Genomic DNA, 16,132 nt, shown 5'->3' with positions numbered 1-16,132 from the left:
TGCGGTGCGGTAAATTGACCTTGATCAGACGCCTCGAACCCGCCGCCAGAGTTTCTTGCCGAAGGAGCCGCAACCCAGTAGGACAAACGCAATAGCGTGACAAAGAGGCGACCACGGCGATGAAGACCATGGATGAAAAAACCTTGATGACGCTCGCGGAGGAATTTCCCGAAACGTCTCGTGAAGCTTGGATGAGTGCCCTCGAAACGGTCCTGAAAGGTGCGTCTTTCGACAAGGTTCTCACCCGTCAGACCTATGAAGGCCTGAAGCTGCAACCGATTTATACCGGCGATGACGCGCCGGCTGGGAGGACTGCGCCAACTCCGTGCGGCGACCGGACCGAGACCGGCTGGGACGTGCGGCAGATGCAGGCGCATGGCGATCCGGTGGAGGTTGCCAAGACGGTAAAACAGGATCTCGAGCGCGGCGCGACATCGGTTCTGCTGCGGGTCGACCGGCCCGGCGTTGAGGGTGTGGTCATTGGTTCGGTTGACGATCTCGACAAGGCGCTCGCCGGCATTCACCTGAACATGGCGCCGGTCGCGCTCGACGCTGGCGCTTACGCCCCTGCCGCCTCCGCCATGCTGGAAGAGCTCTGGACCCGCCGCGGCTGTGATGCGAGCGAGGTTTCTGGCAGTTTTCGGATCGATCCGCTCGGCACGCTGGCCCGGGAAGGTTGGCTGCCGAAGGCGGCGGAAGACGCGCTCATGGAAATGGCGGATATCTCCAAGCGATGCGCCGCCAATTACACGAAGGTGCGGTCCGTCGCTGTGGACACCGCGCCTTATTACGAAGCGGGAGCCAACGAGGTTCAGGATCTGGCTTTCGCGATGGCGACCGGTATCGCCTATCTGCGTGCGCTGACCGCCGCAGGTCTCGATGTCGCGGGAGCGGCGAAGCAGGTGGAATTCACTTTTGCGCTCGGAGTCGATGTCTTTCAGGGGATCGCAAAGCTGCGCGCGGCGCGGCGGCTTTGGGCTCGGGTGCTTGAGGCATCCGGAGCTGATGCCGTAGAAGCTCCGATGAGCCTGCATGTGGTGACGGCGGAACGGGCGATTGCCGGGCGGGATGTCTGGGTCAACATGCTGCGCGCCACGGTCTCGACCTTCGCTGCCGGTGTTGGCGGGGCGGACAGTCTGACGGTGCTGCCTTATGATCATGCGGTTGGTTTGCCGGATGGGTTTGCCCGCCGCATTGCCCGCAATACCCAGATCATCCTGATGGAAGAATCCGGCCTGCATCGGGTGACCGATCCGGCGGGCGGGTCCTGGTATGTGGAAACGCTCAGCGAGGAATATGCGGTCCGGGCCTGGGACATCCTGCAATCGATAGAGGCTGATGGTGGCATGGTCGCTGCGCTTACATCTGGCCGGGTTGCTTCGATGGTTGCCGATGGCTGGGCCGAACGGGAACGGAACCTCGCCCGTCGCAAGGACGAGGTCACGGGCGTTAGCACCTTCCCGAACTTGAGTGAGGAAACGGCGGTAGGCGTTGTTTGTGACCGGGACGCGCTGCGCGCGGCTCTTGGGCAAGGTGCTCTGCCGGATCGTGCGAAAGCTGGTGTGGAGATGGCGCCGCTGGCTCGGCACACGCTCGGCGAAGGGTTTGAAGCCCTGCGGGCTGCGAGCGATGCGGCGCTTGAGAAATCAGGTGCACGGCCCCGAATCTTCCAGGTCAATCTGGGCACTCCTGCGGATTACACGGCGCGGGGAACCTTCGCGCAGAACTATTTCGCGGCGGGCGGTATCGAAAGCGTTCCGGCGGAAACTGGTGATGGCGATCTGACAGCTGCCTTTGAAAAGAGCGGCTGCCGTTTTGCAGTTCTCTGCTCCTCTGATAAAATCTATGACGAGGCTGTGGTGGAAACTGCTGCAGCCCTGAAAAAAATCGGGGCGGAGCGCATTCTTCTGGCGGGGCGTCCCGGCGATAATGAAGATGCCTGGCGGGCAGCGGGGATCGACGGTTTCATCTATGTGGGAGACCAGACGCTGTCGACCCTTCGCGATCTGGCGGCCGGATTGGGAGTGATCGAACAATGAGCGCGATACCCGATTTTTCGACAGTGTCACTCGGTGAACCTGTTGGCGGCAGCTCTACTGCGGAGGGCGCCGTCTGGGAGACCCCGGAACGTATTGCGGTCAAGCCGCTCTACACAGCCGAAGACATCGAGGGTCTCGACTTCCTGAAGACCTGGCCGGGCCTGCCGCCGTTCCTGCGCGGGCCCTATCCGACCATGTATGTGAACAAGCCCTGGACGGTGCGGCAATATGCAGGCTTCTCCACGGCCGAGCAGTCGAATGCTTTCTACCGGCGTAATCTTGCAGCCGGTCAAAAGGGACTTTCAGTCGCATTCGATCTGGCGACCCATCGAGGCTATGACAGTGATCATCCGCGAGTCGTCGGCGACGTTGGCATGGCCGGGGTCGCGATCGACAGTATTCTGGACATGCGCCAGCTTTTCGATGGTATCCCGCTCGACCAGATGAGCGTGTCCATGACCATGAACGGTGCCGTTCTACCGGTGATGGCGCTCTATATCCTCGCGGCGGAAGAACAGGGCGTTTCCCCGGAAAAGCTCAGCGGCACCATTCAGAACGACATTCTGAAGGAGTTCATGGTCCGCAATACCTACATCTATCCGCCGACGCCTTCGATGCGGATCATCTCCGACATCTTCGGCTATAGCTCGACAAAGATGCCGCGTTTCAACTCGATCAGTATTTCCGGCTATCACATGCAGGAAGCCGGCGCTACGGCGGATCTGGAGCTGGCCTATACGCTGGCGGACGGGGTGCAATATGCCCGCGCCGGGATGGAAGCAGGGCTCGGTATCGATGCGTTCGCGCCGCGCCTGTCCTTCTTCTGGGCCATCGGCATGAACTTCTTCATGGAAGTCGCCAAGATGCGCGCCGCGCGCCTGCTCTGGGCCCGGCTGATGAAGCAGTTCGATCCGAAGAGCCCGAAAAGCCTCAGCTTGCGGACTCATTGCCAGACTTCCGGCTGGTCCCTGACCGCACAGGACGTGTTCAATAATTCGGTCCGCACCTGCGTCGAGGCATTGGCGGCGACGCACGGACACACCCAGTCCTTGCACACCAACGCGTTGGACGAGGCGTTGGCTCTACCAACAGATTTCTCCGCCCGCATCGCCCGTAATACCCAGCTGCTGATCCAGCAGGAAACCGGCACCTGTAACGTCATCGATCCCTGGGGTGGCAGCTATTACGTCGAGCGGCTGACCCACGATCTGGCGCAGCGTGCGTGGGAGCATATTGAGGAAGTCGAGAGCTTCGGCGGCATGGCCAAGGCGATTGAGGCCGGTATCCCGAAAATGCGGATCGAGGAAGCCGCCGCCCGCACTCAGGCGCGGATCGACAGCGGCCGGCAGACCATCGTCGGTGTGAACAAATACCGCACGGACGAGCTTGATAATGTCGAGGTGCTGCGGGTCGACAACCAGTCGGTGCGCCGCCAGCAGCTCGAGAAGCTGGAACGGCTTCGGGCCGAACGGGATGAGCGCGAGACAAAGCGCCAGCTGGACCGGTTGACGGAATCTGCCGGCTCCGGCGAGGGTAATCTGCTTGAGATCGCGGTCGATGCGGCACGGGCGCGGGCAACGGTTGGCGAAATTTCCGATGCGCTGGAAAAAGTATATGGGCGACATGTCGCGGAGGTGAAGACCGTGTCAGGCGTATATGCAAGTGAAGTCGGCAAGGGAGCCGAATCCGTGGATCGGGTGTTGAAAGCAGTCGACGCGTTCGAAGCAGTTGAAGGTCGGCGTCCGCGTATCCTAATCGCCAAGATGGGGCAGGACGGCCATGATCGGGGCCAGAAGGTGATTGCCTCGGCTTTCGCCGATCTCGGTTTTGACGTCGATATCGGCCCACTGTTCCAGACGCCGGAAGAAGCAGCGCGGCAGGCGGTGGAGAACGATGTGCATGTGATCGGTGCCAGCTCGCTTGCCGCCGGTCACTTGACGCTGGTTCCGGCGCTCAAGGCTGAATTGGAGAAGCTTGGGCGCGGGGACATCCTGATCGTTGTCGGCGGGGTGGTGCCGCCGCAGGATTACGGTGCGCTCTATGAAGCTGGCGCCAAGGCGATCTTCCCGCCAGGCACCGTGATCAGTGACGCGGCGGTGGATTTGATTGCCAAGATCGGTGAAGTGCTCGGCCATACGGTCGAGGCAGCGTGAGCCTTTACCCTGTTCGCGTGGGTTAAATGATCTCTCAACAAGCCGACGTCACGCCGAAGCGGCGCCAGATGAGTGTCGACGATTATGTCTCCGGCGTCCGTGCGGGCGACCGTGCCGTGCTGGCGCGCGCCATTACCCTGATAGAAAGCCGCAATCCAGAGCACCGCCGCCAGGCGCAGGAAGTTTTGCAGGCTTTATTGCCTTTCTCCGGTGAAGCGCGACGGATCGGCATCACTGGCGTGCCGGGTGTTGGCAAAAGCACCTTCATCGAGGCTTTCGGCAAGATGTTGACCGGCTCCGGCCATAAGGTCGCGGTGCTGGCGGTGGATCCGTCGAGCAATCGGACCGGCGGCTCGATCCTCGGCGACAAGACGCGGATGCAGGAACTCGGCCGCGATCCCGATGCTTATATTCGACCGAGCCCGTCGGCGGGCACGCTCGGTGGGGTGACGCGGGCAACCCGCGAGACCATGGTGATATGCGAGGCCGCTGGGTTCGACCATGTGCTGGTGGAGACGGTGGGGGTTGGCCAGTCGGAGACGGTTGTCGCCGAAATGGTGGATTTTTTCCTCGTCCTGATGCTGCCCGGTGCCGGTGACGAGTTGCAGGGCATCAAGAAGGGCGTGCTTGAGATCGCAGACATGATCGCGGTCAACAAGGCGGATGGCGAGGTTAAGTCACGCGCTCGCCGGGCCGCTTCCGAATATCGCCGCGCCCTGGAAATCATGACCCCGGCCAGCCCGAACTGGCAGCCGCCGGTGACCACCTGCAGCGCGCTCGGTAAGGTCGGGCTCGAGGATATTCTTGCCGAGATCGCGCGGCATCGCGAGACGCTCAGCGCCACCGGGGAGTTTCAGGCAAAACGCCAGAACCAGCAGGTGCGCTGGATGTGGTCCATGGTGCGGGATCGACTGATGGCACGCTTCGAGGAAGATGAGGCCGTTCGCGCGCTTGTGGCTGATCTTGAAGCGGATGTCGCAGGCAATCGCCAAACCGCGAGCGCAGCCGCCGACCGGTTGTTGCAGACATTCGGCTTGTCGCCGTCTCCGGAAGCCGGATGACGGATTTAGTTTTTCCGTAGGTCTTTGCTGATGAACAAGTGCTTTCTTTCGCCCTGACGTTGACAAGACACAGGTTCCGCGCCAATTCGAAACCAGATCGACAAGACAGGAAGAGACATGGTTGCTGAGACCGAGATGCAGGCTCCGGCGCATTCTATCGCCGAGGAACAGGAAGAGCTGATTTCCGAGTTCGCCTTCTTCGACGACTGGATGGACCGATATCAGTATCTGATTGATCTCGGGCGCAAGCTGCCGCCGCTGGATGAGGAATTCCAGCGTGACGAGTTCAAGCTGAAGGGCTGTCAGAGCCAGGTCTGGCTGGTAGGAGAGCGACATGGCGACCGGCTGGTGTTCAAGGCCATCAGCGACGCCGCCATCGTTTCCGGCCTGATCGCCATTATCCTGCGCATTTATAGCAACCGGACCGCGGACGAGATCCTCGCGACGGAGCCGGATTTCATCCGCGAGGTTGGTCTTGAGGAGCATCTGAGCCCGACCCGCAAGAACGGCCTCGGCGCGATGCTGAACAAGATCAAGGCTGAGGCGCGCGCCGCCGCTGGCGGATAGGGATCGGCTCGTGAGCGGTATCGACGCGATCTATCAAGACAAGATCCTCGCCTACGCCGCGGATATTCCAAGGCTCGGCAAGTTGCCGGATGCGACCCACAAGGGTGAAGCGGTCAGCCGGGCCTGCGGCAGCGAAATCAGTGTCTATCTGCGGCTCGAAGACGGGCTGATAGTCGACTATGCGCAGAAGGTCGATGCCTGTGCACTTGGCTCTGCGGCAGCCTCCATCGTGGCACGTGCGATTGTCGGCCGCTCGCCTGTCGAGGTTGAGCAGGCCCGCGACGAAATGCGCGCGATGCTGAAAGATGACGGGGCAGTTCCCAATGGGGAATTTGCTGAACTCGGCTTGTTGCAGTCCGCGCGCTCTCTGACGAACCGGCACAGCTCAATGTTGCTGGCGCTGGATGCCTCGGTCAGGGCGCTGAATTCCAAATCATGAGCTGTGGCACATGCGGCGCTCTTGGGTGAGATATGGCGATATCTCCAGGTTCAAGACCGATTCCCCAGACTGGAGCCTGCAATACAATATGCACGGCATTATGGAACAGGTGATCGACGGACAACGCGCTCGGTTGGAAACTGCAGTATAATTCATTGAAATAAGACCATTTTAGGTCCCTATTGGATTTTGAACTTCACAGATTGATTCTTAGAATCGTTCTAGAATGTTGAAAGACAAAAGATTTTCCTTGCGTTCGGGAGGCGGAATCATATCCTGCCGATGTATTCGAACGGTGGTTGTTGTTGTTGGAACATATCATGAGTTCATGTGACGAAGAGCTGGGCTGCGGGCCGTCGGACACCTGTTATAGGGCCGTGAGAACCGCTTACACCCAAATGAAGAGGCTGGGGCAGAAGGAGCAGATTTGCTTCAATTCCGCCGTTGCGGTTTATCGCCATCATCACCCGGAAGTTCCGGTTGATCGCGCACCCTATGTGATTGCCGACTGGCTCGACTGAAGTCTGGCGCAAACAGGGTTTGTAAAGGACGCTTTCGAGCGTCCTTTTTGTTTTTCAGCATTGTTTTCGGTTTAGCGCCATGAGACCGGACCACTCGGTGACGCTGCGTGCGCCGCAACCACCTGACATTGAGGCCCGGCTTGCGCTTGGATATTCAGCGGAAGTGACACGTATGTTCGGCGGCAGTGCCCGAACTGATACGGAGATGACGCTCGAGCAGGCTTCCGACTGGTACCGTCAACTTGCAGAGCATCCCTGTGGCTGGATCATCGAGGTGGACGGTGTGCTTGCCGGTGAGGCGAGGCTGGACAACATCAACCGGCAAGATCAACGAGCCAGAATGGCGATGGGGTTGTTCAGCGACCGCAGTCTCGGGCGCGGCATAGGGCGGGTGGCCGTCCGTCTGGTGCTGGATCAGGCGTTTGGCGAGATGAGGCTGCATCGCGTGGACCTACGCGTGCTTTCCTTTAACGACCGTGCCATCCGGTGCTATCGGGCCTGCGGTTTCAGGCACGAGGGAACGGAACGAGAGTCTGCCTTCATCGATGGCGTCAGACATGATGACTGGATCATGAGTATCCTTCGGCCCGAATATGAAGCGTTGGGCAATCAGGCTGCTCTCCGCTGAGAGGCCTCACGTGTCAGGATCAGACGCCGGGCGAACGCGATCACGAAAAGTCCACTCAGGATCAGGATGATGGTCGGTGCAGGAGCGCTGTCGATGAAAAAGCTGAGATAAGTGCCGAGCAGCATTGAGACCATGCAGACACCGATTGCGACAACGAGCATCGCGCCGAACTGGCGGACCAGCAGAAAGGCGATGGCGCCCGGAGAGATCAGCAGGCCGATGGCAAGGATCAGTCCGGCGGCGGAGAGCGTGGCGACGATGGTGAGAGATAACGCTGCCAACAGGCCGTAATGTAGCCAGGCAACCGGCAAGCCGATGGCTTGAGCCTGCGCCGGATCGAAAGCGTGCAGCAGCAGGTCCTTCCATTTCAGCGCCACGGCGCCGGAAACGGCGAGCGAGATCAGACCGGCTGTCCAGAGTTCCCCTGAATCAACCCCGAGCATGTTGCCGAAAAGAATGTGGTCGAGATGCACATTCGTCTTGATCGAGACATAGAGCACGATACCGATCCCGAACATGCCGGAGAATACCACGCCCATCACCGTGTCCTGTTTCACCCGGCTGTTGTGCGAGAGGTAGCCAGTGGCGAGCGCGCAGGTCATGCCGGCCAGAAAAGCGCCGATGATCAGAGGCCAGCCGAGAATATAGGCGAGCACGATCCCGGGAAGAACCGCATGGCTTACCGCATCCCCCATCAGTGCCCAGCCTTTCAGTACAAGAAAGCAGGAGAGAAGGGCGGTCGGAATTGCAACCAGCAGGGAGATGTAGAAGGCGTTCAGCATGAAACCGAACCGGAACGGCATTAGTAATGTTTCGAGGGAAAGGTCCATCAGACTGGGTTTCCTGCCGGTCGTCCGCTACCGCGCTTCAGCGCCTCGGCGGCCTTGCGTTTTGCGGCGAGCAGTCCGTGTTTCGGAGCGAAAACGAAGGCCGCCAGAAATATCAGGGTTTGCAAGGTAACGATGATGCCGCCAGTGGCGCCATCCAGAAAGTAGCTGACGTAAGCGCCGAAGAAACTGGTCAAGGTGCCGATGGCAACCGAGGTCATGATCAGTCGCGGGAAACGGTCGCAGATCAGATAGGCCGTTGCGCCCGGCGTCACCACCATAGCAATTACGAGGAAAGCGCCGACCGTCTGCATCGCGGCGACCACGCAGGCGGACAACAGGACGAAGAAGACTGCTTTCAGCATACCGGGCCGCAAACCGATGGAACGGGCATGGTCCTCGTCGAAGAACGTGACCATCAGGTCCTTCCACTTCGCCAGCAGGACAGCCAGCGAGATGAACCCGATCAGGGCGAGCTGCAACGTGTCTTCCGGCGTTATGGCAAGGATGTTGCCCATGGTGATGGTCTGGATGCTGACAGCCATCGGATTGATCGAAACCATGAACAGGCCGAGGCCGAAGAAGGAGGTAAAGATCAACCCGATGATGACGTCGATCTTCAGGCCTGAACGCTCGGAGAGAAACAGCATGGCACCGGCGGCCAATCCGCCTGCGATGAAAGCACCGAGGGCGAACGGTAGGCCGAGCATGTAAGCTCCGGCCACGCCGGGCACGACGGAATGAGACAGTGCGTCGCCGATCAGCGACCAGCCCTTGAGCATCAGGTAAGCCGACAGGAAGGCGCAGACTCCACCGACCAGTGCCGAGACCCACATGGCGTTGGTCATATAGCCATAGCCGAACGGCTCGAGGAGATATGCGATCACGGCAGGTCCTCGCCGCGTACGGTCCGCTCGCCATACTGGACAAAAGGCCGTTCGTCGTCGGTGAAAATAGTGACTTCCCGAGGGTCGCCGTCTTCGTGCAGGACATCGCCGCCGAGCGTGAAGTGCCGGAGCACGCCGCCGAAGGCGCGTTCAAGGTTCTCACGTGTGAAGGTTGTCTCGGTAGGCCCATAGGCCAGCACGGTGCCTTTAACCAGTACCGTGCGGTCGCAGAATTCCGGAACGGACCCAAGGTTATGTGTGGAGACCAGCATGACCCGGCCTTCGCCCCTAAGTTCCCTCAAGAGCGCGATGATCTGATCCTCGGTCTTCACATCGACGCCGGTGAAGGGCTCATCCAGCAGGATCACTTGGCCATCCTGGGCAAGGGCGCGGGCGAGGAACACGCGCTTGCGCTGGCCTCCTGAAAGTTCGCCGATTTGCCGCTTCCGGTAGTCCTGCATGTTGACCCGCGCTAGAGCCTGCTCGACCGCTTCATGATCGGAGGCCGAGGGGCGGCGCAGGAAGCCCATATGGCCGTAACGGCCCATCATCACCACATCCTCGACCAGCACGGGGAAGGCCCAATCGACATCTTCGGATTGCGGCACATAGGCGACCAGGCTTTCCCGCATTGCTTCCTTGACGGTCCGGCCGAGTAGCCTGATTTCGCCCTTGCCTGTGGGCACGAAACCCATAATGGCCTTGAATAGGGTCGATTTTCCGGCGCCATTCACTCCAACCAGAGCTGTCACCGTGCCGCGCGGAATCTCGAAACTGGCGTCGTAAAGGGCTGTCTGACCGTTGCGATACGTCACGGTCACGTCGTGGGCGTAGATACCTCCGGCGCTATCCTTTTCCGGGGGCGGGCTGTTCTGTTGATCCTTGCGGGGACGCATTGGAAATATCCGGTTTCAGTCTGCTGCGGCAGCGGTGAGGCCGTCGGCAACGGTCTTGGAGGTGACAGTCAGCAAGTCGAGATAGGTCGGCACGGGGCCGTCCCGCTCGCTGAGAGAGTCGACATAGAGTACACCCCCATATTTCGCTCCCGTCTCCCGCGCAACCTGTTTCGCCGGTGAGGTGTTTACGGTGCTTTCACAGAATACGACCGGAATCTTGCTTTCGCGTACGCCGTCGATGACTTTCCGGACCTGCTGCGGCGTGCCCATTTGATCGGCGTTCATCGGCCAGAGATAGAGCTCTTTCAAACCGAAATCCCGCGCGAGGTAACTGAAGGCCCCTTCGCAGGTGACCAGCCAGCGTTCAGACTCTGGGATGCTGTCGATCCGGACCCTGAGTGGCTCGATGGTTGCGCGCAGCTTGTCCTTGTAAGCGGCGGCGTTGGCTGCATAGGTCGCTGCATTCGATGGGTCATATTTGGAGAAGGCGTTGGCGATATTGTCTATATAGACTAGGGCGTTGCTCAGTCCCATCCAGGCATGTGGGTTCGGTTTGCCTTCATAAGCACCAGAGGCAATCGAGATTGGTACAATGCCGTCCGTTAGGGTCGCCGACGGCTTGTCGCCGAGATGAGAGAGGAACTGTTCGAACCAGAGTTCGAGATTCATCCCGTTCCAGAGCACCAGATCCGCACCGCTGGCGCGCACGATGTCCTGGGGTGTCGGCTCGTAGCCATGAATTTCGGCGCCCGGCTTTGTGATTGAGACAACCTCCGCCGTTTCGCCCGCGACATTCGAGGCCATATCAGCCAGCACGGTAAAGGTCGTTACGACCTTCATCTTCGCGTTGGCGGCGTTCGAAAGCGACGTCCCCATGATCAGGATGGCACTGATCGCGGCCAGAGCTGAAAGGCGATTGCCGATATTCATTTAGCGATTGCTCCCATGGGTGACCTGCAAGACAGAACAGGTCATTTGGATGGTTCGTGTTAGGATAGGTGTATGATAGATATGGCTCATATGATTAGTGAGTCAATATAAAATTAGTATGTGCTAACTTATGGCATAAATATAATCGGGCAAAAGGGTCGGGATTTGGTCAGAAGTCGGAACAGCAAGGCGGCGGAAGATAGGGACGTGCCGGTTATCGATCTGCAGGATTCCAGCAAGCGCGCGGCTCTGTTTGAGCGTATCCGGCGTGACCATAGCGTCGAGATCGCCGAGGATTATGTAGAGCTGATCGCGGATCTGATAGAGACCAACGGGGAGGCTCGGTTGGTCGATCTGGCGGATCTGCTCGGAGTGAGCCGCCCGACCGTAAACAACACGATCCAGCGATTGCAGAAAGAAGGTTATGTCGAGAGCAAACCCTACCGTTCGATCTTTCTGACCGATAAGGGCAGGACCGTTGCCGAGCATGCCCGTCAACGGCACCACATGGTTCTCGATTTCCTGCATACGATCGGCGTGCCAGCCGATATCGCGGAAGCCGATGCGGAAGGATTGGAGCATCATCTGTCGGAGCAAACGCTGGATTGTTTGGCGCTGGCGACCGCAGCGCTTAAGAAAGTGTCCGGGCATGGTGACAATCAGGGCTGAAAACCGTCTGTACGGCTTCTCTGATTGACCATAGGATCAGATATCTCTTCGGGAATGCAGCGCGTTCCCTCTTCCATTCGAATGACGTCCAGGAGCCATCCGATGGCTGAATTCTCCGCCGACAATTCCAACGAGCCGACCATCCCGAAACCCGCGCTGCGGGCGTTGCCCAGTCCTGGGCGGCCGCCGGTGGAGGCGGATATTGCGCGGGACAATCCGGATCTGGTGATCCGGCGGATGAACCTGAACGAGTCGCCGATCCAACCGTCCCCGAAATCCATCGTGGCGATGCAGGAAGCCTGCACCCGGGTTAACCGCTACCCCGATCCTCAATGGCGTGAGTTGACGGCGGCAATCTCGGAAGAGACCGGTATCCCGCAGCACCGGATTGTCATGGGCAATGGCAGCGATGAGGCGATTGTTTCCGCTGGCCGGTTGTCTGTCTCGCCGGGCGACGAGGTGCTGGTGCCGGTGCCGTCCTTCCCGAGCTATAACAATGCGGCCGCGGTTAATGGCGGAACGCTTGTGACGGTGCCGCTGAAGGCGGATGGCAGTAACGATGTCGACGCGATGATCGCCGCTGCGACGGATCGCACCCGTCTCGTCTTCGCAGCCTCTCCGAACAACCCGACCGGCAACGTGCTGACCTCCGAAGAGGTGGAACGGCTGGCTCTCGGTATTCCCGATACGACGCTGCTGGTGCTGGACGAGGCCTATTACGAGTTCGGCATTCATGATGGAGGCGAGGACCATCTGGCTGTGATGGCGAAACGTACTGGCCCCTGGGCCGTGTTCCGTACTTTTTCCAAAGCTTATGGCCTTGCCGGCATTCGCGTCGGGTACATCCTGGCTGGATCGGATGAGATCGCGAATGCCTTCCAGAAGATGCGCAGCGTGTTCAATGTCAACGCGGTGGCCCAGGCAGGTGCGCTGGCGGCGTGGCATGATAAGGATCATCGCCACATGCTGCTGGAGAAGACCCGCATCGAGCGGGAGCGTCTGGTCGCGGGTCTGACGGCGCTCGGCGCCGAGCCGTTCCCAACGGTGGCGAATTTCGTCACAGCGAAGATGGACCGGCCGGCGGCTGATATCGTAGCGGCGCTTCTAAAAAAGGGCGTCATGATTGGACGGCTGATGCATCCGGGATATGAAAATTACATCCGTGTCACTGTCGGCAGCGATGAGGATACCGACGGTTTTCTCGCTGCCCTTAAAGACGTTCTGGCCAGCTGAGCCGGCTAGCTTCCGAAAACGAAGCAGCCAAGACGGGTAAAGGGCGTTTTCTTGTTTTCCTGATGGAAGATCGATATGGCGTCCACCGTGACTGGTGTCGCCAGTGCCTCGGCGCCGTGTTTCAGGACTTCCTGCATCAGCGCGTTGCGCTCGCTGTCGTCTTTGATCCGCTTTGACAGGGTCATGTGGAAACGGAACTCCCCCATCACATAAGGATAACCCCAGCGCTGCAGCATCTGTTCCTGCTGTGCCGAGAGCCCTGCGGCCCGCCGTTTCTCAAGCTCCGCATCGCCGGGCAGAGCGCGCATCGGATCGAAATGGCGAACGCAATCGGCGGCAAGCTCTCGCATCTCCGCCTTGCTTTGCTTTTGCATCAGCGCGAGGAAGCCGGAGAGATCACGGGCTACCAGCTGTGTCTGGAACGGTGCGCGCGCCGATGCGAATGCCGCCGCTTCTTCGAGCAACTGGTCGGCCGTAGTGCCGTCTCTCAGATGAAACGGCGGCTTCAGCGTGGCGTGAAAGCCATAATTGTTCGCTGTTGCTGTCAGCTCGGTTTGCCGTGTGGCATCGATCCCATCAAGTTTGGGTTGCGTCACCTCTGCGCCGCTCACTGCATCGCGGCCAAGCCAGGTCGAGCCGAAGCGGTGTAGCGGTGTGTTGGTGTCCGGTGCGAAATAGATCGCATAACGCGGACCGTCCGGGTTCGTGGCTGGGGCGAATGCCGGGAACTGTGGCGAGCTGCTGGTCATGATCAGATTGGTTCCGAAAGGGTCATCTAACTGTCAGGCCGACCGTGTATAGTCGAGCACTTATGGCATGGTGCTGGCGTTTGGAGAAGTGTGTTGGGGGCGTTGGTTCAGGGGGCTCGGGTGCTGGTCCCGGGCGAGGGTATCGTTGAGACGAGCGTGCGGATCGAGGGTGAGAAGATCGCGGGGGTCGGTGTCGATGCCCGGCTGGGGGATCGCCTTGTCGATGCGCGTGGTCTGCTGCTTCTGCCGGGCATTGTTGATCTTCATGGCGATGCGTTTGAACGTCAGATCATGCCGCGGCCCGGCGTGCATTTTCCGATGCAGGTGGCCTTTGCCGATACCGACCGGCAACTGATCTCCAATGGCATCACCACGGCCTATCACGCCGTCACCTTTTCCTGGGAGCCTGGCTTGCGCGGGCGGGACACCGTGGTCGCAATCGTGGATGGACTGGAAGAAGCCCGGCCGCGGTTGCTGGCCGATTCGCGCTTTCACCTGCGGTTTGAACTCTACAATCTGGATGTCGCGGACGAAGTAGCGGACTGGATGCAGCGCGGCCGGGTCGATCTGCTGGCTTTCAACGAGCATATGGCGCCAATCCTGCGCAAGGCGGACAGGGGTGAGTCGCTTGGTACCTATACCGGCCGCACGGGGCTGTCCGAGGAGGATTTCCTCGCCCTGGTGCGTGGCCTCGAGGCCCGCACGGATGAAGTTGCGCCGACGGTGAGCCGGCTGGCTGAGATTGCCAAGGCAAACAATATTCCGATGGCCTCTCACGATGATCGCACGCCGGACGAGCGCCGGCACTTCAACGCGCTCGGCTGCGGTATCGCCGAATTCCCGCTGACGCTGGGTGCGGCGGAGGAAAGCCGCAAGCTTGGCAATACGGCAATCTTCGGCGCACCCAATGTGCTGCGTGGCGGCAGTCATATGAAAGACGGCGGCATTCGCGCGGCAGATGAGGTCCGGGCAGGCCGGTGCAGCGCGCTGGTCTCCGATTACTATTATCCGGCACTGCCGCAGGCGCCGTTTATTCTCGCCGAAGCAGGGGATGCCTCGCTGGCAGATGCCTGGGATCTTGTCTCATGCAATCCGGCGCATGCCGCCGGTCTGCATGATCGAGGGGAAATTGCTGTCGGCAAACGCGCCGACCTTCTTCTCGTGGCGCTGCCGGATGGCGGGCGCGCGAGGGTCAAGGCAACCTTTTGCACCGGCAAACCTGTCATGGTCTCGGATTGGATTTAGCGATCATGGTGAATTCACTGCATTATTGTTAAATGCAACCTTGGCTGACCGACTTATCGTCGCTATCGTGCAATGCTATAAGTGGAGAATTTTTTATCAACCGATACAACTGTGAAGCGGTAACAAAGTGACGTCGACGGATTCCGGAAGACGCAATGCGGTGATCGACGAGACAACCGTATTTGATAGCCCCGTCGTTGAGAGGCTGGTTTCCCATTGGGACACCCTTCGCAAGGACAGGATGGCGCCGAAAAGGGCGGAAGTCGACCCACTGGATCTGTTCGAGTTCCTGCCGAATATCTCAATGATCAAGGTGATCGATGAAGGTTCGGATTTTGAATTCAGCCTTCTGGGGACCGGCCTCGCGAAGCTTTACGGGCTGGTGACCCGGAAAATCGTGTCGCAAGTGGACTGCGCGCCTGAAACCAAGGATGCGCTTCTGGATGCTTTGAAGCTTTGCGTTGAGTCAAAGAAGCCAGTGCATGGACTTTGGGACAAGGCGCGCACATTGAAGCTGGTTGAGGTCAATCTCGAAGTCGCGCTTGTGCCGATATCCGAGGACGGAAAACTAATCAGCCGGGTCCTCGGATATCACGCGGTTCTGGACTGAATCCTATTCGAGGCCGATCGCGCGTTTGTAGAGTTCAAGCAGGTGCTCCTGCTCCTGCAGGTCGTCCTTGTCCAGCTTCCGAAGCTTCAGGATCTGACGCATCGTCTTGACGTCGAAGCCATTGCCCTTGGCTTCGGCGAAGACATCCTTGATGTCCGCGGAGAGAGCCGCCTTTTCTTCTTCGAGCCGCTCGATCCGTTCAATGTATGAAACAAGCTGTTCCGCAGCGATGCCACCGACTTCGGTCATGGAATATCCTCGTCAATAGAAGGAAAATCGCCCGGACAATAGTCGCGGCGCCCGATCCCATCAAGCGCCGCATCGGGCCTCAGTGATTTTGTTTCGCCATCTCGGCGTCGAAGGCCTTCTTCTGGTCGCCACTGGCTTCGGACTGGTACTTTGCCTTCCAGTCGTCATAGGGCATGCCATAGACGATTTCGCGGGCCGCACCGTAATCGAGTTCAAGGTCCCGCGACTCGGCTTCTGCCAGATACCATTTCGACAGGCAGTTACGGCAGAACCCGGCGAGGTTCATCAGATCGATATTCTGCACGTCCTTGCGTTCGTCCAGATGTGACAATAACCGTCGGAAGGCAGCTGCTTCCAACTCCAGTCGTGTCTGGTCGTCGAACTTCTCTGCCGGATTCCCCATGATGTCTTCTCCCTCGGTCCTGACGG

18 protein-coding genes are annotated in these 16,132 nt (G+C 59.5%); 11 read left to right on the top strand and 7 right to left on the bottom strand.

Going from position 1 to position 16,132, the window contains the following annotated elements; genetic code table 11:
• Positions 1-128 precede the first annotated feature (128 nt).
• From ABJ076_RS00790 to ABJ076_RS00760, 7 genes are all read left to right on the top strand, one after another.
• Positions 129-2,039, top strand: a complete 1,911-nt coding sequence (locus ABJ076_RS00790) for a methylmalonyl-CoA mutase subunit beta (RefSeq protein WP_348188326.1) — start codon at positions 129-131, stop codon at positions 2,037-2,039.
• Complete coding sequence (gene scpA, locus ABJ076_RS00785; protein WP_348188324.1) at positions 2,036-4,192, top strand: methylmalonyl-CoA mutase; 2,157 nt, start codon at positions 2,036-2,038, stop codon at positions 4,190-4,192. The genes ABJ076_RS00790 and scpA overlap by 4 nt, the downstream gene beginning before the upstream one ends.
• Positions 4,193-4,218: 26 nt before the next feature.
• Complete coding sequence (gene meaB / locus ABJ076_RS00780; RefSeq protein ID WP_348188322.1) at positions 4,219-5,253, top strand: methylmalonyl Co-A mutase-associated GTPase MeaB; 1,035 nt, start codon at positions 4,219-4,221, stop codon at positions 5,251-5,253.
• Between the two features lie 117 nt (positions 5,254-5,370).
• On the top strand, positions 5,371-5,820 hold the full coding sequence (locus ABJ076_RS00775) for a SufE family protein (protein ID WP_348188320.1): 450 nt from the start codon (positions 5,371-5,373) through the stop codon (positions 5,818-5,820).
• Between the two features lie 10 nt (positions 5,821-5,830).
• Complete coding sequence (locus tag ABJ076_RS00770; protein ID WP_348188318.1) at positions 5,831-6,259, top strand: iron-sulfur cluster assembly scaffold protein; 429 nt, start codon at positions 5,831-5,833, stop codon at positions 6,257-6,259.
• 320 nt (positions 6,260-6,579) lie between these two features.
• The gene (locus ABJ076_RS00765; protein ID WP_348188316.1) at positions 6,580-6,780 is read left to right on the top strand and encodes a hypothetical protein; all 201 of its coding nucleotides are present in this window, start codon (positions 6,580-6,582) and stop codon (positions 6,778-6,780) included.
• 79 nt (positions 6,781-6,859) lie between these two features.
• On the top strand, positions 6,860-7,408 hold the full coding sequence (locus ABJ076_RS00760) for a GNAT family protein (RefSeq protein ID WP_348188314.1): 549 nt from the start codon (positions 6,860-6,862) through the stop codon (positions 7,406-7,408).
• On the opposite strand, the gene ABJ076_RS00755 is transcribed toward ABJ076_RS00760, so the two are convergent.
• Genes ABJ076_RS00755 through ABJ076_RS00740 form a run of 4 tightly spaced genes read right to left on the bottom strand, consistent with a single transcriptional unit; the run spans position 7,390 to position 10,948 of the window.
• Complete coding sequence (locus tag ABJ076_RS00755; RefSeq protein ID WP_348188312.1) at positions 7,390-8,238, bottom strand: metal ABC transporter permease; 849 nt, start codon at positions 8,236-8,238, stop codon at positions 7,390-7,392. The genes ABJ076_RS00760 and ABJ076_RS00755 overlap by 19 nt on opposite strands.
• Entirely contained in the window at positions 8,238-9,122 is an 885-nt protein-coding gene (locus ABJ076_RS00750) for a metal ABC transporter permease (protein WP_348188310.1), read from the bottom strand. The genes ABJ076_RS00755 and ABJ076_RS00750 overlap by 1 nt, the downstream gene beginning before the upstream one ends.
• Entirely contained in the window at positions 9,119-10,018 is a 900-nt protein-coding gene (locus ABJ076_RS00745; protein ID WP_348188308.1) for a manganese/iron ABC transporter ATP-binding protein, read from the bottom strand. Before ABJ076_RS00745 ends, ABJ076_RS00750 begins: the two co-directional genes overlap by 4 nt.
• Positions 10,019-10,033: 15 nt before the next feature.
• Entirely contained in the window at positions 10,034-10,948 is a 915-nt protein-coding gene (locus tag ABJ076_RS00740) for a metal ABC transporter substrate-binding protein (RefSeq protein WP_348188306.1), read from the bottom strand.
• 120 nt (positions 10,949-11,068) lie between these two features.
• Between ABJ076_RS00740 and mntR the strand changes: the two genes are divergently transcribed.
• Positions 11,069-11,617: a manganese-binding transcriptional regulator MntR gene (gene mntR, locus ABJ076_RS00735; protein WP_348188305.1), complete on the top strand. Its 549-nt coding sequence runs from the start codon at positions 11,069-11,071 to the stop codon at positions 11,615-11,617.
• Between the two features lie 102 nt (positions 11,618-11,719).
• On the top strand, positions 11,720-12,850 hold the full coding sequence (hisC, locus tag ABJ076_RS00730) for a histidinol-phosphate transaminase (protein ID WP_348188303.1): 1,131 nt from the start codon (positions 11,720-11,722) through the stop codon (positions 12,848-12,850).
• Positions 12,851-12,855: 5 nt separating this feature from the next.
• Here the strand turns inward: hisC and ABJ076_RS00725 are convergent, their stop codons facing one another.
• Positions 12,856-13,599, bottom strand: a complete 744-nt coding sequence (locus ABJ076_RS00725) for a DUF1045 domain-containing protein (RefSeq protein WP_348188301.1) — start codon at positions 13,597-13,599, stop codon at positions 12,856-12,858.
• 93 nt (positions 13,600-13,692) lie between these two features.
• On the opposite strand from ABJ076_RS00725, the gene ABJ076_RS00720 reads away from it, so the two are divergent.
• Entirely contained in the window at positions 13,693-14,844 is a 1,152-nt protein-coding gene (locus tag ABJ076_RS00720; RefSeq protein ID WP_348188299.1) for an alpha-D-ribose 1-methylphosphonate 5-triphosphate diphosphatase, read from the top strand.
• Between the two features lie 160 nt (positions 14,845-15,004).
• Positions 15,005-15,454 (top strand): PAS domain-containing protein, encoded by a 450-nt coding sequence (locus ABJ076_RS00715; protein WP_348499771.1) that lies wholly within the window; start codon positions 15,005-15,007, stop codon positions 15,452-15,454.
• Between the two features lie 3 nt (positions 15,455-15,457).
• Here ABJ076_RS00715 and ABJ076_RS00710 read toward each other — a convergent pair whose 3' ends face one another.
• Together ABJ076_RS00710 and ABJ076_RS00705 are read right to left on the bottom strand one after the other, a co-directional pair.
• Complete coding sequence (locus ABJ076_RS00710; RefSeq protein ID WP_028466638.1) at positions 15,458-15,703, bottom strand: DUF2312 domain-containing protein; 246 nt, start codon at positions 15,701-15,703, stop codon at positions 15,458-15,460.
• Positions 15,704-15,782: 79 nt separating this feature from the next.
• A complete protein-coding gene (locus tag ABJ076_RS00705) occupies positions 15,783-16,106 on the bottom strand; it encodes a DUF1244 domain-containing protein (RefSeq protein WP_348188295.1) in 324 nt (107 codons plus the stop codon).
• Positions 16,107-16,132 lie beyond the last annotated feature (26 nt).

Origin of the sequence: Nisaea sp., from assembly GCF_039990255.1 — a bacterium.
In the GTDB taxonomy this organism is placed as follows: Bacteria; Pseudomonadota; Alphaproteobacteria; order Thalassobaculales; family Thalassobaculaceae; genus Nisaea.
Note: the sequence above shows the minus strand (reverse complement) of the source record. Positions and strands in the feature narration are given on the sequence as shown.

Bases quoted from the DNA above. Each gene is read 5' to 3' on its own strand.
- meaB (WP_348188322.1), top strand. From the start codon at position 4,219: ATGATCTCTCAACAAGCCGACGTCACGCCGAAGCGGCGCCAGATGAGT.
- ABJ076_RS00775 (WP_348188320.1), top strand. From the start codon at position 5,371: ATGGTTGCTGAGACCGAGATGCAGGCTCCGGCGCATTCTATCGCCGAG.
- ABJ076_RS00755 (WP_348188312.1), bottom strand. From the start codon at position 8,238: ATGGACCTTTCCCTCGAAACATTACTAATGCCGTTCCGGTTCGGTTTC.
- ABJ076_RS00725 (WP_348188301.1), bottom strand. From the start codon at position 13,599: ATGACCAGCAGCTCGCCACAGTTCCCGGCATTCGCCCCAGCCACGAAC.
- ABJ076_RS00705 (WP_348188295.1), bottom strand. From the start codon at position 16,106: ATGGGGAATCCGGCAGAGAAGTTCGACGACCAGACACGACTGGAGTTG.
- ABJ076_RS00760 (WP_348188314.1), top strand. From the start codon at position 6,860: ATGAGACCGGACCACTCGGTGACGCTGCGTGCGCCGCAACCACCTGAC.
- ABJ076_RS00745 (WP_348188308.1), bottom strand. From the start codon at position 10,018: ATGCGTCCCCGCAAGGATCAACAGAACAGCCCGCCCCCGGAAAAGGAT.
- ABJ076_RS00765 (WP_348188316.1), top strand. From the start codon at position 6,580: ATGAGTTCATGTGACGAAGAGCTGGGCTGCGGGCCGTCGGACACCTGT.
- ABJ076_RS00740 (WP_348188306.1), bottom strand. From the start codon at position 10,948: ATGAATATCGGCAATCGCCTTTCAGCTCTGGCCGCGATCAGTGCCATC.
- ABJ076_RS00710 (WP_028466638.1), bottom strand. From the start codon at position 15,703: ATGACCGAAGTCGGTGGCATCGCTGCGGAACAGCTTGTTTCATACATT.
- scpA (WP_348188324.1), top strand. From the start codon at position 2,036: ATGAGCGCGATACCCGATTTTTCGACAGTGTCACTCGGTGAACCTGTT.
- ABJ076_RS00790 (WP_348188326.1), top strand. From the start codon at position 129: ATGGATGAAAAAACCTTGATGACGCTCGCGGAGGAATTTCCCGAAACG.
- hisC (WP_348188303.1), top strand. From the start codon at position 11,720: ATGGCTGAATTCTCCGCCGACAATTCCAACGAGCCGACCATCCCGAAA.